Origin of the sequence: Corynebacterium sp. KPL1818 (assembly GCF_000478135.1) — a bacterium.
Classification (GTDB): domain Bacteria; phylum Actinomycetota; class Actinomycetes; order Mycobacteriales; family Mycobacteriaceae; genus Corynebacterium; species Corynebacterium accolens.
Window position 1 is genome coordinate 552852 of sequence record NZ_KI515759.1, and the last position, 22032, is coordinate 574883.

Sequence of the window (22032 nt, forward strand, 5' to 3'; positions counted from 1 at the left end):
ATGTTTAAAACAGCGACGTGCCGGCCGCTTTGGTCCACCTTTTTGGGGGCGTCGGCAAGCACAGGCGCCACGTGGATGCAGTAAAACCGCTACATCCACGTGGCGGGGTAGTCTTAGCCGCGGACCTGTACGAGGTAGCGATAGACCGTGGGCTCAGATACGCCGAGCCGGGTGGCCGCCGCGGCGATGCCGCCTTTGAGGAGGAAGAAGCCAGCATCCTCGAGGGAAGCGATGACCTCTAGCCGTTCGTGGCGCTGCATCGACTCGACCGGGGTGGAGTGCGTAGAAATCGCGGAATCCAGCATGGAATCCAAGAGGTGCTCGACGTTGGAGCGCAGCGATTCGCTGTAGGGCGCCTCCGGCTCTTTCTGCGCGGGCGCTTCTGGGGCGGGAGTGCGCTGCGGTGCGGTGGTGCCGGGGTAGCCGCCGAAGGCCTTTGCCTTATCGATGGCCGGCTCGGTACCGCCTATCAACGCGTTAGCGGCATCGCGGATCTGGATAAGCTCGGATAATTCCACATTGATACAAAGCATGCCGCGCATATGGCCGGTGGTATCGCGCAGGAAATAGCTCGAGGAGCGGCAGACTTTTCCCTCGCTATTGACCGCGCGGTAGCCGGTCATCATAGGAACGGCCGCGGCGTCGCCCTGTTTCATGAACCAGAGCGCAAAGTCTGTGACCGGGCCGCCTAGTTCGCGGCCGGAGATGTGTCCATTGGCAATGGCGATGATGGATTTATCGGGTACATCGAGATCATGGAGCACGATTTCGGTGTTGGGGCCCATGGCCTGACCGAGGAAATCGACGAGTGGTATGTACTGCTCGAGGAAGTTTTCTTCGGGGGCATGGCTGCTAGAAAGATTCATCAGCTGAAGCATGTCCTTATAATTCCTGTCAGATTATTGATAAGGTACCACAAAGTAACGACAAAGGAGGCGAGTACCCGGCCGTGCCCAAGTACTCGCCTCCTTTAAAGGCGCTCTTTCCGGAGCCTAGGTTGCCGGCATTAACCACATACCGGAATGGGCGGGTGCACCGCTAGGGCTAGGCCGCCCTGTGAGGTCTCCCGGTATTTGGCGTTGATGTCCTTACCGGTGTTGTACATGGTCCAGATGACCTCATCGAGGCTGACACACGGCTTGCTTTCGCGGTCCAGGGCCATGCGTGCGCTGGTAATGGCGTCTACCGCAGCTACGGCGTTGCGCTCGATGCAGGGGACTTGCACCTGGCCTAGGACTGGGTCACACGTCAGGCCCAATTTGTGTTCCATACCGATTTCGGCAGCCACGCACACCTGTTCCGGTGTCGCCCCCATCAGTTGGGCCAGCCCGGCTGCTGCCATGGAACAGGCGACGCCAATTTCTCCTTGGCAGCCAACTTCCGCACCGGAAATGGAGGCGTTCATCTTGTACAGCGCGGCGATGTGGTTGCAGGCGAAGATATAGTCCGCGAACATGCTCGGGGTGACTGGCTCGACGAATTCATCGAAGTAGGCCAGGACCGCAGGCACGACGCCGCATGCGCCATTAGTCGGCGCGGTGACGACGCGGCCACAGGCGGCATTTTCCTCCGAAATGGCCAGGGCAAACATGTTTACCCAGCTCAAAATGTTGAGGCCATCGTGCGGGTCGGATTGTTCCAGCCTGCGCTTCAGGGCGGCGGCGCGGCGCGGTACGAGCAGGGCACCGGGGAGCGGGCCATCGGTGGTGGAGCCGCGCTTGATGCCGGTGTACATGACATCGCGGACCTTGCGCAGGTGCTCGTCGATGTCCTCATCGCTGTGCAGCGCCCTTTCATTGGCCCGACCGAGCTCCGGCAGTGTCATATTATTGGTTTCGCACAGCGCCAGTAGTTCTTCGGCGCTGGAATAAGCGAATGGGACCTCGACGGAATCCTGGGTGCGCATGGCGAAGTCTTCTTGCTTGACGATGAACCCGCCGCCCACTGAGTAGTAGGTCTTGTGCAGGATGTCTTCCTCGCCGGCAAAGGCGATAAGGCACATGCCGTTTTCGTGCATGGGCAGGTATTCATCGTGGAAGTAGAATCCGCCGTCCTTGGGGAAGCTCACCGTGTGCGTGCCACCGAGCAGGAGCGTTTCGGTCTGGTTGACCTCTTTCATGAAGGCGGAGATGCCGTCGATATCGACGGTTTCTGGTTCTTCGCCGGCCAGGCCCAACAGGATGGCCTTATCGGTGGAGTGGCCCACACCGGTCAAGGATAGGGAGCCGTAGACGTTGGCCTGGACGCGGGTGACCTTATCCATGAGGCCTTTTTCTTTGAGTTCGTCGACGAAGGCCTTACCGGCTTTCATTGGCCCAAGAGTGTGTGAGCTTGAGGGGCCGATGCCGATCTTGAACATATCGAAGATACTGATGAACATGGTTTTTCTCCTGGAAAATCCTGAGAAGTGGGTGCTGCTTAGAAAGCCTGCACGATGGAGTAGATGATGGTGGCCAGGGCAACGAGGCCCATGATGAAGACGAAGTAGTTGGAGGCTTTGCCCTTGAAGCGGGCGAGTGCTGGAACCTTGTGGATGGCAATCATCGGAATGAGGAACAGCATGATGGCGATGGTCGGGCCGCAGAGGGTTTCAATCATGCCGAGGATGGAAGGATCCGCCCAGGCAACGAGCCATGCGGTTACCAGCATGAAGACGAGCGTGATGGTGTCGAGCTTGTGGCTGGATTCTGCATCATCTTTATTGGCATTTTTGCTGCCTTTGACCAGGAGGCCTTCAAAGCCTTCTGCAGCGCCGAGGTAGTGGCCCAAGAAGGACTTGGCTACGGCAATCATGGCGATGATGGGGGCAATCCACTGGATGAGGGGGTTGTCAAAGTGGTTGGCCAGGTAAGACAGGATGGTGATGTTTTGTTCCTTAGCCTCGGCCATATCTGCAGGAGAAAGGCTGAGCGCGCAGGAGAAGACGAAGAACATCACGACGACGACCATGAGGATTTCCGCGCGGAGCAAGATCTTGCGGGACTTGTATTCCGCGTACTTGCCGTAGGTTTGGCGGCGGTCGACGGCGAAGGAAGAAATCATGGGCGAATGGTTAAAGGAGAAGACCATGACCGGGACCAAGAGCATCAAGGTAATGCCCATGCTGTGGCCGGAGGCTTCGCGCGCGACGCTGAGGTCGAAGCTGTCAAAGAGTGCAGTATTCCACTTGGGGATGAGGTACAGCGAGAGTAGTACCAGGATGCCGATGAATGGGTAGACCAAGTAGGACATGACGTGGACGACCACGTTTTTACCCATGCGCACGACGAGGATGAGGCCGCCGACGAGAACCAGCGAGGTAAGCCAGCGATCTGGAGGGGTGATACCTAGCTGGTGATCCAGGAAGGAGTTCACCGTGTTGGTGATGGTTACCGAGTACACCAAGAGGATGGGGTAGACGGAGAGGAAGTAGAGGATATTCATCAACACGCCGGCTTTAACGCCGAAGTGTTCTTCCACGACGTCGGTGAGATCGCCGTCTGGCTTTGAGCTTGAAAGGACCAGGCGGGTCATGCCGCGGTGGGCCCAGTAGGTCATCGGCAAGGCGACGACGGTCATGATAAGAAGCGGGATGATGCCGCCGATGCCAGCGTTAATGGGAAGGAAGAGTACGCCGGCGCCAATGGCGGTGCCGAACAGGGAGAGCATCCATACGGTGTCTTCCTTATTCCACGCTGGAGCACCTTCTTGGCCCGCAAATGGGGTCTCTATGCCGTCAGCGGGTGGCTTTTCTTCTGCGGGTAGTTGTTCCGGAATTTGCGCGTCGTGTTCCGGGTGTTCGACTTGTCCGTGGCGCAAGAGCTTGTGGGACATTTTCTTTCCTCCTCTGCATGGGGTTGACCGAAGCTTGAGGGCTCCTGTCACCCTGGAGTGAGAAAAGATTTTCTCTCACCAGCGTGCGAGGGAAAGGGACTGAAATTATTTTTTCAGCTTGTGTCCAGCCCATTCGCTTCGTTACACGTTAAGTATAAGCCCGCGGTGATGCTGGTTGATAATAATTTATTACATTTTGAGTAGGTTAATTATCACTCTAAAAAAGCTTGCGCGGCACCCAGAGGTATGCATTGTTGAACAAAGTGGGCGGTTGTGCGAGCTAGCTCATAGACAGCCGCGGGTGTGGGCGGGCGCTCGTGCAGGTAGGCGTCGGATGAAGAGAAAATGCAGGAGAGGAAATTAGGTCTCGACCAAAACTGTAAACGGGCCTTCGTTGACGGAAGATACGCGCATTATAGCCCCGAATTGGCCTGATTCGACCGCGATATTGCGCTCGCGGAGGCGCTCGATGATGTACTCGATGACCGGCTCGGCCTCTTCTCCCGGTGCAGCATCGGCCCACGATGGGCGCCGCCCCTTGGCGGTGCGGCCATACAGCGTGAACTGGCTGACCACCAAGACTGGGGCTCCGGCATCTGCAACCGATACTTCACCGTCTAGGATGCGCAGCTCCGCTATCTTGCGGGCCATCTTTTCTGCACGCGGTTTCCAATCGGCTAAATCCTCCCGGGAGACACCGACGAGGGCTAAAAGCCCGCCGGTCTCAGGGCAGTCGATGGCGCCGACGGTCTCGCCCGCAACGGTGACAGCTGCTTCGGATACGCGGGTTAGTACTGCGCGCATGCCTGTACCTTCCTTTCCTGGCTATTCAGTGCTCTTCAGTGCTATTCAGTGTGGGCAGCCGGGGAAGCATCATCCTCAAGCAACAGATCGGCGGGAATGAGCATGCCGTGGCGAACCAGATCGATAATGGCGGGAAGCGCGGCCGCGGTCAGTTCTGCCTCATCGAAGCCGTGCGCCACCGCATACAGGCCAACGGTCTCTCCAAGGTTGAGCCCATGGGGAGATAAGCCAGCTACGATTGCTGCCAAGTGTTCATCGACTTCGTGGCTCCACCGGGGCCCATCGGTACGCGTCAAGCGGATAACCGCCCGGCTAAATCCTTGTTTATTATCGGTATCGGCCACGCTGACTTCTTCCTTGGCCACCTGAGGGCGCACCTGGAAGTGCTTTCCCTCCAACTCACCAGGAACCAAGTCGCGCAGCCAGGCCACGCGGGCGAAGTATTCTTCCACCTCAGGGCCCAAAGGATCGCTAAAGTGCTGTGGCATTTCTTCGGCCAAGATATCGGAGGGCGCGTCTTCGGCGATCTTTTGGATGGCGACGAATCCAAACCCGATTCCCGTGACATCGTGGTGGTGGAAATGATCCAGCCAGGCCTTTGAGCGCGCCTTGCCCTCATCGCTGCGCACATCCAACGATTCATCCTTCAGCCAGGTGGATACGTAGAGGGAAGGATCGGCGACATCCCGCTGAATGATCCAGGCAGCCACACCCTTATCCGGCAGCCACGAGGCCACGCGCTGCTGCCAGGTCTGCCCACCGGTATGCACCCAGGCGGCGAGCAAATGCGCGGTTCCGCCCGGGGTGAGGTGATCCACTGCCTGGGATACCACCAATTCGCTGGCCCCATCCAAGTTCAGGCCAGAATCGCGGTAGACATGGCCCACCTCAGGGAGGCCAACGACGAATGGTGGGTTGGCAACAATCCGGTCAAAGGTGCGCCCCGCAACGGGCTCGAACCACGAGCCCTCAACTAGCTCTACCTCCGTACTAGCTCCCGCGGCGGCGACGGTAGCGCCGGCCAAATCAAGCGCGCGCCGGTGGACATCCGTCGCGGTAATGCTGCGCGCGCACTCGAGCTGACCCAACAATTGCACTCCCGAACCGGTGCCCAGATCGAGCACCGTTGATACCGGGCTTACCGGCGTCGATTGCAAGAGTGAGAGGCTTGCCGCCCCGACTCCCAAGACGTGATCCGCGCCGGGGACGTGATCCACGAGCGAGGCATCGACATCGGAAAAGACGAGGCGGTTGGAGCCGACGATGATATGGGGCCGGATATCGAGGGCAATGTAGATGCTGCCGCGATCATCGGAAAGCGCCACGCCGGCATCCAGGAGCTTGGCGGCAAGGCGGGCCCCGAGGGCATCGGCAAGCAGCGTGGCAGGCAGATGCTCATGTAGCAGGAAGAAGCGGATGAGCGTATCCAGCTGGGAATTACCGGCGGTGCCGCGCGCCACCGCGGCAGGCTCACCGCGGTAGAGGGCCTCCGTAAGCTCCGGGCCCAAATGCCCCGCTAAACCATCGGTAGTAAAACCGGCCTGCGAAAAAGCCTCCGCTAGCTCTGGGGCAAGATTGCGCAGCGCGGCGGCATCGAAATGAGGGCCAAAGGACGTCATGCTGGGAGAAGATCCTTTCCAGTCGTGCTGATGATGTGGCTAGTCGGAGGCAGTATCGTCATGATCAATAACGGAATGCTGAGATTCGATTGCCTTGGAGCCACCGCGGGAAATCTGTTGGTTCTGATACTGCGAATATAGCTGACGATTCATCGCGGGTTTATAGACATTCTTATCCCGCTTGTCCTTCTTCTCACCGCGGCTATTGCCAATGACCACGGCAATCCACGGCAAAGGAAAAGTCACGCCCACGATAATCGCCGCGAGCAACCACCAATGCAGGTACAAAAAGACCCCGGCAATGAGCAGCGATGGCACGCGCAAGAATTGGAAAAAGCCGTACCACAGCTCCCGGCGCCTGCGATCTTGTGCGGGCGAGAGCTTGGCATCCGTGATGAGAAAACGTTCCTTTTTGCCAAACACTTAAATTACGCACCTCCCTGGAGCGCGGCGTGTAACCCTACAACAGGGGACGGGAAAGCCGGCGTTGGAATGCGTAGAGTGTGCATGTTCTCCAAGGGTAGACGCATGACTCGCAAAGTTCGATGCTGATGCGGCAAAATGGGGTGCGTGACTACGACTACGAAGACAATTGAACGGCCAGATATTCGTGAAGACACTTCGACGACGGATAATGACACGCCGAAGTTCTTCCACTACGTCAAAAAGGATCAGATTCTCGATTCCGCGGTCAACGGCAAGTACGTCGTTGCCCTGTGCGGTGAGACCTTCCCGGTAACTAAACAAGCAAAGCCGGGCTCGCCGGTATGCCCCGATTGCGAACGCGTTTTTAAGGGTCTTCGCCGCAAGTGAGGACGTTTAAGAAGACGAACCTCCGCGCGTGGCAGCAATCAGCCCTCGATAAATTCCTCGCCACCAAGCCACAAGACTTTATGGCCGTGGCGACCCCAGGTGCGGGTAAAACCACCTTTGCTCTGCGCATCGCAACGGAGCTTATGGAAGACCGCACGGTAGAGCGCGTCATCGTCGTGGTGCCTACCGAGCACCTGAAGACGCAGTGGTCTGCCGCCGCCGCGCGGGTGGGCTTGGCCTTGGATCCTGCCTTCACGAATTCCTCTGCGGTCAACCCCAGCATGGATGGCATCGTGGTGACCTATGCCCAAGTGGGCATGCATCCCTTCAAGCACCGCGCCGTTGCCTCCGCGCGGCGCACCTTGGTGATCTTGGACGAGATCCACCACGCCGGCGACGCCAAAAGCTGGGGCGATGGCGTCAAGGAGGCCTACGACGACGTCAACCACCGCCTTGCGCTGACCGGTACGCCGTTTCGCTCCGATGAATCGCCCATCCCCTTTGTGCGCTATGAGGACGATGGGGAAGGCCACAAGGTCTCGCGGGCCGACCACACCTACGATTACGGCGATGCGCTTGCCGATGGCGTCGTGCGCCCCGTCGTCTTCCTGTCCTACTCTGGCGAGGCGCGCTGGCGGGACTCCGCCGGGGAGGAGCACTCCGCGCGCCTAGGCGACATCATGAACGTGGAACAAACCGCGCGCGCCTGGCGCACCGCGCTCGACCCCAAGGGTGAATGGATCCCCGCCGTGCTGCAGGCGGCGCACACCCGCCTCATGCAGATGCGGCGCAATATGCCGGATGCCGGCGGCCTCGTGCTCGCTTCCGATACGACCACCGCCCGCGCCTACGCGAAGATCCTCAAGCAACTCTCCAATACCCCGGTCTCGGTCATTTTGTCCGATGACCCAGGGTCCTCGGACCGCATTCAAGAATTTGCGGACTCCACCGATGAATGGATGGTTGCCGTTCGCATGGTGTCCGAGGGCGTTGACGTGCCCCGCCTCGCGGTGGGCGTCTACGCCACCTCCGCGTCAACCCCCTTGTTCTTCGCCCAGGCAATCGGCCGCTTCGTGCGCTCCCGCATGCCGGGTGAAACCGCCTCGGTATTCTTGCCCTCCGTCCCCGTGCTGCTCGGCCTTGCCGAGCACATGGAAAAATCCCGCGACCACGTCCTGGGCAAAGAAAAGACCGAGAAAGAAGGCTGGGACGACGAGCTACTCGAGCAGGCAAACCAGAAAAAGACCGAACCGGACATGCTGGAAAAGTCCTACGAGTCCTTAGGCGCCGAAGCCGAATTCTCTGGCCTGCTCTATAACGGCTCGCAGTTTAATACCGGCGATATGACCTCTGATGAGGAAGCCGACTTCCTTGGCATCCCCGGGCTCCTCGATGCCGACCAGGTCAAAGACCTCCTGCGCAAGAAGCAATCCGAGGAAATGGACCGCCGCGAGGCCGAGGAAAAGGCGCGCCGGGCAGCCGAGGCAGAAGAGGCCCACCGCCGCAAGATTTACGGCATGGGCCATGCGCCTGCCGCGAAGCAGCAAGAGTCCGATGCCGCGGAGGATACCGGCGTGGTGGATGAGCTCGGCGCGCTGCGCAAGGAGCTCAACACGGTGGTCTCCATTGCCGCGCAGAGCTCCGGCCGGCCGCACGGTGCCATCCACACCGAGGTCCGCAAGGCCTGCGGCGGACCGCCCACCGCGTTGTGTAGCGCGGACCAATTGCGCGAGCGCATCAACTACTTGCGCAAGTGGTAGCAAGCCTCCTTATCGCCGGTTGGCTGTCGGCCGGCTTGCTGGCGCTGCGCTTCTTTCGCGACGCCAGCCCCGCAGGAGGGAAAGGCACATAAAAGGCCGCACCACCGTGGTGCGGCCTTAATGCTGTGCGAGGCGGGCGAGTTATCTAGTCGAGGTAATCGCGCAATACCTGCGAACGAGAGGGGTGACGCAGCTTTGACATCGTCTTGGACTCGATCTGACGGATGCGCTCGCGGGTAACGCCGTAGACCTGGCCGATCTCGTCTAAAGTGCGCGGCATGCCATCGGTAAGCCCGAAGCGCAGGCGCACGACGCCAGCTTCGCGCTCGGACAACGTGGTCAGCACGTCCTGGAGCTGGTCCTGCAGCAAGGTGAAGGACACGGCATCGACGGCGATGACGGCCTCAGAGTCCTCGATGAAGTCACCCAACTGAGAATCGCCCTCATCACCGATGGTCTGGTCCAGCGAGATGGGCTCACGCGCATACTGCTGAATCTCCATCACCTTTTCTTCGGTGATGTCCATTTCCTTCGCGAGCTCCTGTGGGGTGGGCTCGCGGCCCAAGTCCTGCAGCAGCTCGCGCTGGATGCGGCCCAACTTGTTGATGACCTCCACCATGTGCACCGGGATGCGGATGGTGCGAGCCTGATCTGCCATGGCGCGGGTAATGGCCTGGCGGATCCACCACGTGGCGTAGGTAGAGAACTTATAGCCCTTGGTGTAGTCGAACTTTTCCACCGCACGGATAAGACCCAAGTTGCCTTCCTGAATAAGGTCCAAGAAGGCCATGCCGCGGCCGGTGTAGCGCTTGGCCAAGGAGACCACAAGGCGAAGGTTGGCCTCCAACAGGTGATTCTTAGCCTTGCGCCCGTCCCTCGCGATGCTGCGCAGGTCGCGCTTTTCCATGGGGGAGAGCTTGGCAGCCTTATCGCCCTCCGCGCGAGCCTTTTCCATCTCGTCCATGCGGTGCTGCGCGTACAGGCCGGCCTCAATGCGCTTTGCCAAAGAGACCTCCTGCTCAGCATTCAGCAAGGCAACCTTACCGATCTGCTTGAGGTACGCGCGCACGGAGTCGGCGGAGGCGGTCAGCTGTGCATCCTTGCGCGCCTGGCGCAGGGCGACGGATTCTTCCTCATCCCAGACAGAGGACGTATCTTCTACTTCGTCCTCGTCTTCTTCTTCGCCCAACTCTTCCTGAATATCGTCTTCATCGAGGTCAGTGGGGGCATCGAATTCGTCCTCTTCGATGTCCTCATGAGTTGGGTCGAAGTCGACGTCATCCGCAGGGGCATCTTGCTCAACGGAATCGAGCTGATCCTCTGCGTCCTCTGCCTCCTCCGACGGCGCTTTCTCCGCGGAGTTTGCAGGGGAGTCTTGCGGTTCCGTCGCAGAGGCTCGCACGGTCTTCTTGACAGCTTTCTTGGCTGATTTCTTCGCCGACTTCTTGGCGGTTTTCTTCGCCGTTTTCTTGGCAGTCTTTTTCGCCGTCTTTTTAGCTGTCTTCTTGGCGGTTTTCTTCGCCGTTTTCTTTGCCGTCTTTTTGGCGGTCTTCTTTGCAGGAGTAGATGCCTCGACAGACTTATCGTCCTCGCCGAGTGCCTGGTCTGAAGAATCAGTGGCTGCCACGTACGCCCTTTCGACTTACTACTTGATGGGAATAGCTCACCGCACCCGCACAGGGTGGCAATAGCATTAAGAAATGCTAGCGGGTGTAGGCCTTATGCAGGTCAGACACGCCCGAGAGCCATGCAATTTTGGATCGACCGCCCAGTATAGGCGATTTTTACACAATGCCGGTAGATAGGGTTAATGCAACGGCGATTTTATGGCTCTAGGCCTTCCAATACCGCCATCGCTGCACCTACAATACCCGCACGATTTTGCAACTGTGCAGGCATAACGGGGGTATCAATGGTTAAGTGGGGTCCCCATTTGTGGAATTTGCGAGATATGCCACCCCCGATCAGGAATGCTTGCGGGTTAAATAATTTCTCGTATTCCTGCAGCACTCGATTGAGCCGAGGTGCCCACTCCTTGTACTTCAGCCCTTCGCGTTCCTTGGCGGCGGAGGACGCGATCGCCTCGGCTTCGTTAGTTCCCACCGTGAGGTGGCCAAGCTCGGTATTGGGGAAGAGCTGCCCGTTGAGGAAGAAAGCCGATCCGATACCGGTTCCCAGCGTCAAAAAGATGACTGGCCCGGTTTTAGCCAACTCGTTTCCATACGCGACTTCCGCAAGTCCTGCGGCATCGGCATCATTTAAGACCACAAAGTCAACGTCTAGATAACGCGAAAACAACTCGGTGGTATCTACTCCGATCCACTCAGGTGAGATATTGGCAGCAGAGTGCACCGTGTGCTTGGACACTACCGAGGGCAACGTGATGCCGACGGGCTTGTCCCACTCTTTTTCGCGCACAATTTGGGCTACTACCGTGGCTACCTCATCTGGTGTGGACGGCTGTGGGGTAGGGATCTTTAGCCGCGAACCCACGAATTCACCGTTTTTGAGGTCGACTTCTGCGCCCTTAATGCCGGAGCCGCCGATATCGATGCCAAATGAGTGGCCAGTATGAGTAGTCATGCTCGCAAGTGTAGAAGAAGGCACAATGGTTGGCATGGATCATGACATAGATTTTCTGCAGTTGCGAGATTTTGCGGAATCTACCGCACTGCGTGCGGCTGAACTTATTCGCTCTCGCCGTGCAGATTTGGTTGCTGGTGATGGTATTGCGGCACATACTCAGACGAAATCGAGCGCCGTCGACCCGGTGACGGAGGTCGACACCGCCACTGAGGAATTCATTACGCGCACGATTAAGGAAAGCCGCCCTGGCGATGGCTTATTAGGTGAGGAAGGTGCGAGCTTCGACGGGACGACCGGGGTCAGGTGGATCGTGGACCCCATCGACGGCACGGTCAATTTCCTTTACGGCATTCCGGACTACGCGGTCTCCATCGGTGCGGAATACGATGGCCGCCTGGTAGCGGGTGCAGTGGTCAATGTGGCGCGGAGGCAGGTGTATTCCGCAGCGGCAGGCGAGGGTGCCACGGTTACCACTGCGGATGGCACGCGGTCCTCGCTACGGTGCGGTGAACAAGATGACCCCGCCCTTTCCTTGGTTGCGACAGGATTTGGCTATGGCGCACAGCGGCGCAAGCAACAGGCGGAACTGCTGACCAAGTTGCTGCCGCAGGTCCGCGATATCCGCCGCATCGGCGCAGCCGCCCTTGATTTGTGCCGCGTGGCCGAGGGGAGCGTAGATGCCTATTTCGAGCACGGCATTAACGCTTGGGATTTTGCCGCCGGTGCTCTCATCGCCCGCGAGGCAGGAGCTAAAGTCCACCATCCAGGGCTGGACAAGGGGTCCGCCGATGGTGAATTAACCTGGGCTGCGGGGGTGAATTTGGCACCCGCATTTGAGGAACTTTTGGCAGCACATGGCGCTAAGGAAGCGATGCGGGGGTGAAGGATTTAAGAATTTCTTAGCAGCAGGATGACATATCGGTGTTTGTCCTTTACTATGCGCGATCGATAAACAACTATTCCTAAAGCAACTCGACTTATAGGGGCGTGCAGTATGGCCACCGATTATGACGCACCGCGCCGCGGTGCAGAAGACGAACTTGAAACTGACTCTTTAGAGGGACTGAAAGCAGCTGAACCCGAAAGCAATGGCATGGATGACGATGGCGAAATCGTCGAAGCATTCCAGCCGCCATCAGTTGACCTCACCGGCGAGGAACTCAACGTACAGGTCGTTCCCCGCCAAGAAGACGAATTTACCTGCGGATCCTGCTTTTTGGTCCAGTCCAATAAGCGTTACTCGCACGAAGAAGATGGCATGCCCATCTGTAAGGATTGTGCCTAAACAGCCAGTATTGGCCTAGCTAGCCGTTACTGCGCACAACCCAAATAAAGATTCACCCCGCCGCAGTTTGCACAGGCAAACGTGGCGGGGTGTGAAGTTTTCCTTGTTTAGCAGACACCTAATGTGCGCGGGAGCTAACTCCCCGGGGCCTCTACTTTCGGGGGCAGGCCCCCTCAGTTATCCAGCTATATCTAAGGCTGTTCGTCTTTGCCCTTTTCATCCGGTTCGTTCCCTTGCTTTTGCCGTTTCTCCCATAGGTATCGACGAACCAAGAAGATGGGCATGACTAGAACGAAGTAAAAAGCCATGTACCCCACTACGTGAAGGACGATGCCGTCAGAGCTCACTTCGCTCCAAGAGACTCCTTCCACGTTGGATGAGGACACTCCCCGCCAACCGGTTACTTGGCTGACGTAGAATTCAGCGATGACCATTAGCGGCAGTAGCACGAAGGAAAACCACCACGGCGGTATCCAGGGTTTTCCATCTTTCTGAGTTCTGCCTAAAGCTCCGCCGAAACCCATGAAGCTTAAGCGTGCTGCTCCGGCAGGAAGGCGCGGAGCAGTTGGTCTGGATCTTTCGAGGCAATGAGCCAATATGGGGTGTCATCTTCAGGATCATTGAGGACCATCATGGCGTGCTCGTCAATCCAGGCATGAGAGACCAAGAATGCGGCCGGATCGAATTGCGGGCCCAGTGCGTTATGGCGCGCAGACTTTGGAACGGTAATCGAGCGAGAGACAACCTCATTGGGCAGCTGTGCGTCTTTGACGAGCAGCCACCGCGTTCCATCTTCATCTTGTTCTACTTGAACAACGGTCCCAGACCACGTGATGAGCACCCAGATAGCGATGGCGCCGAGCAAGACAGCGGGAACGATGGTCCACCACACAGAGCGGTTGAGTCCGGCCGTAGCTGAGGTTAAAGCCACGACGATTGCTGCAAAAATCCAGAAGTACCACGGCACCCATTGGCGTTCGCGATACAACACTTTCGGGGCAGCGGGTTGAGGAGCAGAAATATCAGACACGCCTAGGCAGTCTAGTCCACTCCAGGCGCAGAATGAACCGGCTGGGGCAGGTAGGATTGGCTAAGTGACTGATTCGAATTCGCTACCGCAGGAACTAACGCCAGTAGGAGACGTCAAAATTAAGCGCCTCGATAAAGGGCTGCCGATGCCATTTCGGGCGCATCGGGGTGACGCCGGCGCCGATCTTTATGCTGCCGAGGCGCTTACCCTCCAACCTGGCGAACGCGCCCTTGTCGGCACCGGTATAGCCATGGCCTTGCCGCTGGGCACCGTGGGATTAATCCATCCGCGGTCCGGCCTAGCAGCCAAACATGGGCTGTCCATTGTCAATACGCCGGGTACCGTGGATGCTGACTACCGCGGGGAGATCAAGGTGTGCCTGATCAACCACGATCCCCACACCCCGATCGAGATCGAGCGCGGCATGCGCATCGCTCAACTCGTGGTACAGCGTGTAGAACTAATGGATTTTAGCGAAGTAGAAGACTTGGATGAGACCGACCGCGGTACCGGCGGCTACGGATCAACCGGGGTGTAGAAAGGTTTAAACACATGGGTATTTGGCCATTTGGCAAAAAGAAAAACGATGACAACCGGAAAGAAGAGCCGGAGGACTCACGGCAATCGCAGCCGCAAGAGCCTGCCGCTGATTCCGCAGGCTCGGCTTCGGCTGAATCGAGTTCCTTTGCATCCGTAAAAGACACGGCTGCCGATGCCGCCGCAGCCTCAGGACAGGTGCCAACGGAGTTTGCCCACGACGCCGTAAATGGCGAAACCGGTCCCTTCGATGGCGATTCCGTCAATATCGAAGACTTTGACTTTTCTGATTCTTCCATCGGCATCCTTGATCTTGGCTCGATGCGCATTCCGCTGCCCAAGGATTCCCAGGTCCAGGTAGAAATGGGCGAACAAGGCCCGAAGATGCTGCACATTGTCACCAAGGCGGGCCGTATTACTCCCGTTGCCTTTGCAGCGCCGCGCAAGCCTGGCCAGTGGGCTGAATCCGTGGAAGAAATCAAGGAAGGCATGAGCCGCGATGGTCTATCCGTCACCACGGAGCAAGGCCCCTGGGGGCTGGAGATCGTCGGCAAGAATGACAACGGTCAGCTCCGCGTCATTGGCGCCGAAGGCCCGCGGTGGATGCTGCGCTTGACTCTTGCGGCACCTACCGGCCTTGAAGAGGATTTGGCGCAGATCGCGCGCGATGTAGCATCGCGCACCTTTGTCTACCGCGGTGAAGATCCCATTTTGGCGGGCAATGCACTGCCGGTCATCATGCCCAAGCAGCTGGTGGAGCAGGTCAAACAAGCCATGGAAAAGCGTCAGCAGGACCAATCAGGCGCAAATTCCCAGGGGCAGGCGGCCCAAGGTCACCCAGAAAACGGGGTAGGCGGCCCCGATCCCGCAGCTGAGGCGGAAGCCGAACAGCAACTGCGCGATTTGGGCGCGCAGCCACCCAAGGGGGACAATGAATCTCCCGCACATGACAAAGACAAGGGGTCTAACCCCGATACCGATAAGTAAGTAAAGCAGAACGCTACGTGAGTAACTCTTTGCCGGAGCCGCAGGCTCCACAGCTAGGCGACGACCAGGACCGCGATACTGAGCCAACTCTGTTGGAACAAATGGGAGGCCTTCCCGGACTGGTTGCGGCCACCTTGCCCATCGTCGTCCTTATTCCAGTTAATAGCCTTTACGGCCTAACCCCGGCGCTCATCTCCGCGCTGGGTGTGGCGGTAGTGATCGCCATATGGCGCATCGTTCGCAAACAGACCATTCAGCCGGCCATCTCTGGCCTTATCGGGGTGGCCATTTGCGCCGCCATCGCCTGGTTTACCGGCGATGCCAAAGGCTACTTCCTATACGGCATTTGGATGTCACTGGCCCTGTTTATCGCCGCGTCGCTATCAATTCTCTTCCGGTGGCCGGCCGTTGGCGTTATCTGGAAGGGCTTGAACGGCGATGATATGGCCTGGCAGAAGGTAAAGCTTGCGCGCAGGGCCTATTCCATTGCCACCGCCGGGTGGGCCGTTATCTTCTTAGCGCGGTTTATCATCCAGCGGGCGATTTATGATGCCGGGGAGACGACCGCCTTGGGCATTACCAGGATCGTCATGGGCTGGCCCTTGACGCTATTGGTGACCGCATTGACCGTGTGGATGGTGCGCCGCGCAGATGCCGCGGTAGAAGCGGCAGAAAATGCCGGGCTTGCCACAAGTTCAGATCGCAGTACACAAGAGTTCGAGGTAGAAAATGAATGAGTCCGCTCTATCTCGCGGAGACACCCTGGAGGTCACCATTGACCGCATGGCCCATGGTGGACTTGGCATCGGCCACGCCTCAGACGGGCGCGTCGTCTTCGTTCCCCGGGCTTTTCCGGGGGACACGGTTCGCGCAACCGCCGGTAAGGTGAAAAAGTCCTTTATCAAGGGCGAACTCGATAGCATCGTCACCGCAGGGGCTCTGCGCGTACCCAGTAGTTGCCCCGCCGCGGAGCTTGGTGCTGGGTGCTGCGATTTTGCAGAGTTGGATCCCGCAGCGGAACTAGACATCAAGATGGACGTTCTCCGCGAACAGCTGCGCCGTAGCGGCATAGAAGGGCTCGAGTCCCTCACTATTGAACAACACGACCTGCCGCCGGTACGGGGCTGGCGGACGAGGGTCAGGTTGGGCGTCGACAAGCAAGGCCGCGCCGGATTGCGGAAGTACCGCTCGAATGAGCTGGTGACTTCTGTCGGTTGTACCCAACTAGCAGATGGCTTGATTGATGGTTTGGTAGGCGACGGCGCGCGGCGTTTTACCCCTGGGGCCGAAGTAGTCGCGGTTCTCGATGGTGCGGGTAACCGGCATGTGGTGGAAACGCGCAAGGCCCCGAGGGGCAGGCGCGTGGAGACCATTCGCGAAGTTATCGAGGGCTCTGGCACCGTGGCCGAATATGTCAATGGCCGCGAGTTTTCCTTTCCTGCCACGGCCTTTTGGCAAGCGCATGTGGCGGCGCCGGAGCTTTATAGCGCTGTGGCGGGGCAGTGGCTGGCCGGCCGGGATTACCAGCACAAGACCGCCTGGGACTTATACGGCGGGGTCGGACTTTTCGCGCCTGCGTTGTCTGATGCCACCGGCGGAAAAGTCATTTCCGTGGACTATTCGCCCGCGGCAACGGCGTCTACGCAGCCGGGGCTGCGCGATATCGATATCGCAGTAAAATCCGCCAAGGTAGAACAGGTTGCAGCTCAATTGCCCCAACCTGGTGCCGTGGTGCTCGATCCGCCGCGAACCGGGGCGGGCGAGCAGGTGATCCGCGCCGTGGCGGAGGCAAAGCCGCAGGCCGTGGTTCATGTGGGCTGCGACCCTGCCACCTTTGCCCGCGACCTGTCCCTCTGGCAAAACGCTGGGTACAAGCCTGAGAAAATGGCGCTAATCAATGCCTTTCCTGGCACCCATCACTTTGAGGTTATCGCTCTTATTACCCCAGATAAGGAAGCAGATAAGCCGGCGCAGAGGTCCGTTTAACGCGAAAATACCTCGCCTGAAGTAATGAGCCGATATAAAAGAAAATACGGACCACGGGTACGGTGGATAGGAAGAACTAAGCACAGAAGGAGTTGAAGGCCGCTCCATGACTATCTTGGATACCATAAACTCGCCGCAAGACCTGAAGGCACTGCCTGCAGAAAAGTTGGAGGAACTTGCGGCGGATATTCGCCAGCGCCTCATCGATAAGGTATCGGTGACAGGCGGGCACTTGGGGCCCAATTTGGGCGTGGTGGAATTGACCATTGCGCTGCACCGGGTCTTTGATTCCCCGCGCGAGCCCATCATCTTCGATACCTCCCACCAGTCTTATGTGCACAAAATGCTCACTGGCCGCACGGCCCAATTCGATACCCTGCGCCAAAAGGGCGGCCTGTCCGGTTATACGGACCGCGGTGAGTCCGAGCATGACTGGACGGAATCCTCGCATGCTTCCGCCTCGCTATCGACTGTGGATGGCCTATCCAAGGCCTTCAAGATTCGCGGGGAAGGCCACCGCAACGTCATCGGCATCGTCGGCGATGGCGCCTTGACCGGCGGCATGTGCTGGGAAGCGCTCAATAATATTTCTGAAGATAAAAAGCGCAATGCGGTCATCGTGGTCAACGACAACGGCCGCAGCTATTCGCCCACGATTGGCGGCATTTCTGAAAACCTGGGGCGCATTCGTTCTCAGCATGGCTACGACGAGCTCATGGAGCAGGGCAAGCGCCGCTTAAAATCCATGGGGTGGGTAGGCGAGCGCGCCTTTGATGCGCTCCATGCCATGAAAGAAGGCGTCAAGTCCACGGTCTTGCCCACGGAGATTTTCCCGGAGCTGGGCATTAAATATATTGGCCCCATTTACGGCCATGACATCGATGGTTTGGTGCATGCGCTTTCCTATGCCCGCGATTATGAGGGCCCCATTATCGTGCATGTGGTCACGGAAAAGGGCCACGGGTTTGCGCCTGCGGTCAATGAGCCGAAGGATCAGATGCACTCGACCGGTGCCATCGACCCAGTAACCGGCGTTGCCAAGGGCACCAAGCAGCCGGGGTGGACGGCCGCATTTTCTGAAGAATTGATCGCGGCGGCGGAAAAGCGCGATGACATCGTTGCAATCACCGCAGCCATGGCGGGTCCTACGGGGTTGGCTCCCTTCCAGGAGCGTTTCCCAGAGCGGTTCTTTGATGTGGGCATCGCCGAGCAGCACGCGATGGCCTCTGCCTCTGGTTTGGCTTTGGGCGGCATGCACCCCGTGGTGGCTGTGTATTCCACGTTCCTGAATAGGGCTGTGGATCAGGTGATCATGGATATTGCCTTGCTCAAGCTGCCGGTGACCATCGTGCTGGACCGCGCGGGCGTGACGGGATCTGATGGCGCCTCCCACAACGGAATTTGGGATATGTCCTTAATGAGCATTGTCCCTGGCATGCACATCGCCGCCCCGCGCGATGGTGCGCGCCTGCGCGAGCTCTTTCACGAATCTCTGGACATTGATTCTGGGCCTTCAGTCGTCCGGTTCCCCAAGGGAAACTTGCTGCCCGATATGGAAGCCGTGGATACGCTTGCCGATGGCGTCGATATCCTCTACTACGGCGAGGCCGATGCCGGTGAGGATACCCCCGAGGTTCTCATCGTTTCTATCGGTGCGATGTCTGCACGGAGCATTAAGGCCGCGCAAGAGCTGGAGAAGCAGGGGCTCAACGTCACGGTCATTGACCCGCGATGGGTCGCGCCAGTGGCAAACTCCGTCATCGCTATGGCGGCAGATCACGATCTGGTGGTGACGGTAGAAGACGGCCTCATTCGCGGCGGCATCGGGTCCATGATTGCTGAGGCTCTCGGAGCCGCAGAGGTGGATACCCCGGTGCGGCGCCTTGGCGTTCCTGGTTACTTCCCCAAGCACGGTTCCCGCGGCGAGGTTTTGGAAGAATTTGGCCTAAGCCCAGAGCTCACTGCCGCATCGATTACCGAGTGGGTAGAAAACCTCACCGCTTAATCTGGTTGGGAAAATAGGCTCGCGATCAATGCCGGGGCAACGAGGTTGACCTGCCATGACCGCGCGCCTTCGCTTTCTAGGAAGGCGGGCACGTCTTCAGGCTGGCTGATGGTTCCGCTCCCACCAATCGCCGCCCACACGGCAGCGCGGAGGGTAGCGGGTCGCAGGAGCAGCTCCGATGGTAGCCCGAGCTCTTCGGCGATGTCCCCAACGGCGGCGCGGATTTGCTGATACTCCTCCCACAGTTCTGGATACTCCCTGGACCACACCGATTTGGAGGGAACGGTTCTTTCCTCACGGAGCGCACCCGGGCGCCCCCGCGGTGGAATTTTCTGGGACTGCTGCACCGCCCGCAACCAGCGCTGCGCGGCACCCTTGCGCCGGCGCGGAAACCCCTTGATGCGGGTGAGCTGCGGCTGCGTGCTGGGCAGGATCCGGGCAATCTCTACCAGGACCTTATTGGGCAGTACCCGCCCAGGCGCGGTATCGGTTCGCCGGCTAATATCATCGCGCAGGTTCCACAGTGATTGCGCCGCGGCGCGCTGCTTCCCATTCTTTAAGCTCGATACTCCCTTGATATCGCGCCAGGAGCCCGGCTGTGGGGAGGTGTCATGTGCATGCTTGGCGACGATTGCCGCGCACTCCTCCAGCATCCACTCCAGCTTTTCTTGTTCGGCCAAGATATCGCGCAGCGTCGTAGCTAGTTCCAGCAGGAGCTCGACATCGAGCGCGGCATAAGCGCGCATTTCTTCACTCAACTGCGGGATGGACCAGTCATCGTCGCCGTGGCCCTTTTCTAACTGGACATCGAAAAGCTCCGCGATAATGGCGCCCAAATTGGTGCGGTGAAAGCCAGCAAACCGGGCGGCTAATTCCGTATCGAAAAGGGCGCCGGGGAAAAGCCCGAGCCACCCAAGAGAGGGGAGATCCGAGGGGGCGGCGTGAATGATCCAGTGCTGACCATTGAGCACCGGGGCCAGCACCTGGGTTAACTCCGCGCGGTGGCCTTCTGGGGCAAAAAGCATCGTCCCGGCGCCGTTACGGCGAATCTGGATGAGAAAGGCGCGGTCATCGTACCGGTAGCCTGAGGCGCGCTCGGTATCGATGGCAAAGGCCCCGGTGCCTGCCTGCAACCGCGCGGCGGCAGCGGCAAATTCCGCCGGGGTGGATAATACCTTCGGAATACCCTCTTTCGGACGCTTCCGAAATTCCACCATCTTAGCGGCCGAGTTCAGTAACGCCTTCAGGCGGCAGGCCCGCGACGTTGGCTAATACTTGTGCAAAGGCCTGCACGTGCGGTGCTAAATCTAGTCCCTCCGCGGTCCACGATGCGCGCATTTCAATCTGATAAGCGCGCGGGGGACCGCCGATCTCCCCGAAGCGGACCGAAGCGGTGGAGGTGACGGTGCCGCCGAGGTTGGTAAGCTCCGCGCCCTCTTTTTCTAAGCCTTCATTGAGCCACTGCCAGGCGACGTCCGGAAGCAACGGATCTCCTGCAACCGAATCATCCATATCGGCCTGGATATACGCCACTAGGCGCATCGCGCCCTCCCAGGCTTCTTCTGCACCCGGGTCATGGAGGAGGATGAGACGCCCGAAGGCATCGCCATCTGAATCGGTGGCGATAATATCGGGCTCCTCTTCCGTGCCCACCTCAAGGCCAATGGCGTGGCTAAAGGGGGCTAGCCGCTGCGGTGGGCGAATGGACCCGAGGCTAATCTCAGGGCGAAGAGTGGCCGCGTGCATGGACTCTACCGCCTGAGTAAAAGCCGGTGGCGTCGTCGGCTCTTGTGCCTCGTCGTTGCGGCGTAGGGAGGTAAAGGCTGCACCATCTCCGGAGTTGCCTCCGGCATTCTTACCGGCGCTGGGCGTGGTCGATTCGGAATTACTCACCTTGATAAAGCTATAGTTTCGCTACCTTGAGCTGGCGGAGGCGCGCCGATAGTGGGAGGCACACAGGGGAGCGGGATGACAATCGGTGTAACTCCAACTTATGATGGATATGTCCGAATATTCGAATAAGCTTCTGCAAAGGAGAAGGCAATGGCGAAGCTCGATTTCAAGGAACTCAACGAGGTACAGCAGTACTCCCAACACGCCGTTTTTAAGGTGATCCCAGGCGGCCTGGGCACCGAGCGCGAGGAGATTATCTCCCAAGCCCAAGAATTCTTTGCGGAGCTAGAAAAGGACAATAAGGTCACCGTTCGCGGCGTCTACGATCTGACCGCGATGCGCGATTCTGCAGACTTCATGATCTGGTGGCACGCTGAGGAATTTTCCGATATCCAAAAAGCCTTCGGCGATTTCCGCCGGGAGACCACCCTGGGCCAGGTAAGCGAAGTAACGTGGATTGGAAACGCCCTGCACCGGCCCGCCGAGTTTAATAAATCCCACCTGCCTTCCTTCATCATGGGGGAAGAGCCCAAGGAGTGGATTGCCGTCTACCCCTTCGTGCGTTCGTATGACTGGTACACGATGGACGAACAAAAGCGCCGCCGCATTTTGATGGAGCACGGCATGCAGGCACGCGACTACCCCGACGTGCGCGCCAATACTGTGCCGGCATTCGCGCTTGGGGATTATGAGTGGGTCCTTGCCTTTGAGGCCGACGAGCTACACCGCATCGTGGACCTGATGTATAAGATGCGCTATACCGAAGCCCGCCACCACGTCCGCGAGGAAATTCCTTTCCACACCGGACGCCGCGTGGAGGACATCGCAGAACTCATTAAGGTTCTGCCCTAAGATGTGAAACAAAACAGCGCTGGGAGCACCCTTTACTGGAGGGAGCTCCCAGCGCTGTCATT

General features: G+C 58.7%; 21 protein-coding genes. 10 read left to right on the forward strand and 11 right to left on the reverse strand.

The genetic code is table 11. The features are described 5' to 3' along the window. Positions 1-113 precede the first annotated feature (113 nt). From HMPREF1261_RS08310 to HMPREF1261_RS08335, 6 genes are all read right to left on the reverse strand, one after another. Complete coding sequence (locus HMPREF1261_RS08310; RefSeq protein ID WP_232018220.1) at positions 114-866, reverse strand: transcriptional regulator; 753 nt, start codon at positions 864-866, stop codon at positions 114-116. Positions 867-1006: 140 nt separating this feature from the next. Beyond that, a complete protein-coding gene (locus tag HMPREF1261_RS08315; RefSeq protein ID WP_023030623.1) occupies positions 1007-2380 on the reverse strand; it encodes an L-serine ammonia-lyase in 1374 nt (457 codons plus the stop codon). A gap of 38 nt (positions 2381-2418) precedes the next feature. Further along, the gene (locus tag HMPREF1261_RS08320) at positions 2419-3813 is read right to left on the reverse strand and encodes an HAAAP family serine/threonine permease (RefSeq protein WP_005278931.1); all 1395 of its coding nucleotides are present in this window, start codon (positions 3811-3813) and stop codon (positions 2419-2421) included. A 360-nt stretch (positions 3814-4173) separates the two neighbouring features. Next, on the reverse strand, positions 4174-4617 hold the full coding sequence (gene dtd / locus HMPREF1261_RS08325; RefSeq protein WP_023030624.1) for a D-aminoacyl-tRNA deacylase: 444 nt from the start codon (positions 4615-4617) through the stop codon (positions 4174-4176). 41 nt (positions 4618-4658) lie between these two features. Beyond that, positions 4659-6236 (reverse strand): methyltransferase, encoded by a 1578-nt coding sequence (locus HMPREF1261_RS08330; protein ID WP_023030625.1) that lies wholly within the window; start codon positions 6234-6236, stop codon positions 4659-4661. Positions 6237-6275: 39 nt separating this feature from the next. Then, positions 6276-6659 carry a DUF3099 domain-containing protein gene (locus HMPREF1261_RS08335; protein WP_023028868.1) on the reverse strand — a complete coding sequence of 128 codons (384 nt, stop codon included), beginning with the start codon at positions 6657-6659 and terminating at the stop codon, positions 6276-6278. A 138-nt stretch (positions 6660-6797) separates the two neighbouring features. On the opposite strand from HMPREF1261_RS08335, the gene HMPREF1261_RS08340 reads away from it, so the two are divergent. Continuing rightward, positions 6798-7049 carry a DUF3039 domain-containing protein gene (locus HMPREF1261_RS08340; RefSeq protein WP_005278940.1) on the forward strand — a complete coding sequence of 84 codons (252 nt, stop codon included), beginning with the start codon at positions 6798-6800 and terminating at the stop codon, positions 7047-7049. Then, positions 7046-8809 carry a DEAD/DEAH box helicase gene (locus tag HMPREF1261_RS08345; RefSeq protein WP_023030626.1) on the forward strand — a complete coding sequence of 588 codons (1764 nt, stop codon included), beginning with the start codon at positions 7046-7048 and terminating at the stop codon, positions 8807-8809. Before HMPREF1261_RS08340 ends, HMPREF1261_RS08345 begins: the two co-directional genes overlap by 4 nt. Positions 8810-8954: 145 nt before the next feature. Here HMPREF1261_RS08345 and HMPREF1261_RS08350 read toward each other — a convergent pair whose 3' ends face one another. Both HMPREF1261_RS08350 and ppgK read right to left on the reverse strand, forming a co-directional pair. Then, entirely contained in the window at positions 8955-10436 is a 1482-nt protein-coding gene (locus HMPREF1261_RS08350) for an RNA polymerase sigma factor (protein WP_023030627.1), read from the reverse strand. A 197-nt stretch (positions 10437-10633) separates the two neighbouring features. Further along, the gene (ppgK, locus tag HMPREF1261_RS08355) at positions 10634-11392 is read right to left on the reverse strand and encodes a polyphosphate--glucose phosphotransferase (RefSeq protein WP_023030628.1); all 759 of its coding nucleotides are present in this window, start codon (positions 11390-11392) and stop codon (positions 10634-10636) included. Here ppgK and HMPREF1261_RS08360 point away from each other — a divergent pair. Then, positions 11391-12278 carry an inositol monophosphatase family protein gene (locus HMPREF1261_RS08360; RefSeq protein WP_034658189.1) on the forward strand — a complete coding sequence of 296 codons (888 nt, stop codon included), beginning with the start codon at positions 11391-11393 and terminating at the stop codon, positions 12276-12278. The two genes, ppgK and HMPREF1261_RS08360, sit on opposite strands and share 2 nt — an antisense overlap. Before the next feature lie 111 nt (positions 12279-12389). Beyond that, complete coding sequence (locus tag HMPREF1261_RS08365; RefSeq protein WP_005278945.1) at positions 12390-12680, forward strand: DUF4193 domain-containing protein; 291 nt, start codon at positions 12390-12392, stop codon at positions 12678-12680. 529 nt (positions 12681-13209) lie between these two features. Here the strand turns inward: HMPREF1261_RS08365 and HMPREF1261_RS08375 are convergent. After that, complete coding sequence (locus HMPREF1261_RS08375) at positions 13210-13671, reverse strand: DUF3093 domain-containing protein (RefSeq protein WP_023030631.1); 462 nt, start codon at positions 13669-13671, stop codon at positions 13210-13212. Between the two features lie 103 nt (positions 13672-13774). Here HMPREF1261_RS08375 and dut point away from each other — a divergent pair, with 103 nt between their 5' ends. From dut to dxs, 5 genes are all read left to right on the forward strand, one after another. After that, complete coding sequence (gene dut, locus HMPREF1261_RS08380; protein WP_023030632.1) at positions 13775-14248, forward strand: dUTP diphosphatase; 474 nt, start codon at positions 13775-13777, stop codon at positions 14246-14248. A 14-nt stretch (positions 14249-14262) separates the two neighbouring features. Then, positions 14263-15234, forward strand: coding sequence for a DUF3710 domain-containing protein (locus HMPREF1261_RS08385; RefSeq protein ID WP_023030633.1), 972 nt, complete (start codon positions 14263-14265; stop codon positions 15232-15234). Positions 15235-15263: 29 nt separating this feature from the next. Beyond that, a complete protein-coding gene (locus HMPREF1261_RS08390) occupies positions 15264-15971 on the forward strand; it encodes a DUF3159 domain-containing protein (protein WP_034658279.1) in 708 nt (235 codons plus the stop codon). Next, positions 15964-17220, forward strand: coding sequence for a class I SAM-dependent RNA methyltransferase (locus HMPREF1261_RS08395; RefSeq protein WP_023030635.1), 1257 nt, complete (start codon positions 15964-15966; stop codon positions 17218-17220). Before HMPREF1261_RS08390 ends, HMPREF1261_RS08395 begins: the two co-directional genes overlap by 8 nt. 106 nt (positions 17221-17326) lie before the next feature. Continuing rightward, positions 17327-19225 carry a 1-deoxy-D-xylulose-5-phosphate synthase gene (dxs, locus tag HMPREF1261_RS08400; protein ID WP_023030636.1) on the forward strand — a complete coding sequence of 633 codons (1899 nt, stop codon included), beginning with the start codon at positions 17327-17329 and terminating at the stop codon, positions 19223-19225. Here the strand turns inward: dxs and HMPREF1261_RS08405 are convergent. Together HMPREF1261_RS08405 and HMPREF1261_RS08410 are read right to left on the reverse strand one after the other, a co-directional pair. Next, a complete protein-coding gene (locus tag HMPREF1261_RS08405; protein ID WP_023030637.1) occupies positions 19222-20442 on the reverse strand; it encodes an HRDC domain-containing protein in 1221 nt (406 codons plus the stop codon). The two genes, dxs and HMPREF1261_RS08405, sit on opposite strands and share 4 nt — an antisense overlap. A 1-nt stretch (position 20443) precedes the next feature. Further along, positions 20444-21118 carry a DUF3000 domain-containing protein gene (locus HMPREF1261_RS08410; RefSeq protein ID WP_023017387.1) on the reverse strand — a complete coding sequence of 225 codons (675 nt, stop codon included), beginning with the start codon at positions 21116-21118 and terminating at the stop codon, positions 20444-20446. A 150-nt stretch (positions 21119-21268) separates the two neighbouring features. Between HMPREF1261_RS08410 and hemQ the strand changes: the two genes are divergently transcribed. Beyond that, positions 21269-21970 carry a hydrogen peroxide-dependent heme synthase gene (hemQ, locus tag HMPREF1261_RS08415; RefSeq protein WP_005283350.1) on the forward strand — a complete coding sequence of 234 codons (702 nt, stop codon included), beginning with the start codon at positions 21269-21271 and terminating at the stop codon, positions 21968-21970. The last annotated feature ends 62 nt before the right edge of the window (positions 21971-22032 follow it).

Bases quoted from the DNA above. Each gene is read 5' to 3' on its own strand.
- HMPREF1261_RS08360 (WP_034658189.1), top strand. From the start codon at position 11,391: ATGCTCGCAAGTGTAGAAGAAGGCACAATGGTTGGCATGGATCATGAC.
- HMPREF1261_RS08365 (WP_005278945.1), top strand. From the start codon at position 12,390: ATGGCCACCGATTATGACGCACCGCGCCGCGGTGCAGAAGACGAACTT.
- ppgK (WP_023030628.1), bottom strand. From the start codon at position 11,392: ATGACTACTCATACTGGCCACTCATTTGGCATCGATATCGGCGGCTCC.
- dtd (WP_023030624.1), bottom strand. From the start codon at position 4,617: ATGCGCGCAGTACTAACCCGCGTATCCGAAGCAGCTGTCACCGTTGCG.
- dxs (WP_023030636.1), top strand. From the start codon at position 17,327: ATGACTATCTTGGATACCATAAACTCGCCGCAAGACCTGAAGGCACTG.
- HMPREF1261_RS08385 (WP_023030633.1), top strand. From the start codon at position 14,263: ATGGGTATTTGGCCATTTGGCAAAAAGAAAAACGATGACAACCGGAAA.
- HMPREF1261_RS08395 (WP_023030635.1), top strand. From the start codon at position 15,964: ATGAATGAGTCCGCTCTATCTCGCGGAGACACCCTGGAGGTCACCATT.
- hemQ (WP_005283350.1), top strand. From the start codon at position 21,269: ATGGCGAAGCTCGATTTCAAGGAACTCAACGAGGTACAGCAGTACTCC.
- HMPREF1261_RS08340 (WP_005278940.1), top strand. From the start codon at position 6,798: ATGGGGTGCGTGACTACGACTACGAAGACAATTGAACGGCCAGATATT.
- HMPREF1261_RS08320 (WP_005278931.1), bottom strand. From the start codon at position 3,813: ATGTCCCACAAGCTCTTGCGCCACGGACAAGTCGAACACCCGGAACAC.
- HMPREF1261_RS08315 (WP_023030623.1), bottom strand. From the start codon at position 2,380: ATGTTCATCAGTATCTTCGATATGTTCAAGATCGGCATCGGCCCCTCA.
- HMPREF1261_RS08330 (WP_023030625.1), bottom strand. From the start codon at position 6,236: ATGACGTCCTTTGGCCCTCATTTCGATGCCGCCGCGCTGCGCAATCTT.
- HMPREF1261_RS08405 (WP_023030637.1), bottom strand. From the start codon at position 20,442: ATGGTGGAATTTCGGAAGCGTCCGAAAGAGGGTATTCCGAAGGTATTA.
- HMPREF1261_RS08310 (WP_232018220.1), bottom strand. From the start codon at position 866: ATGAATCTTTCTAGCAGCCATGCCCCCGAAGAAAACTTCCTCGAGCAG.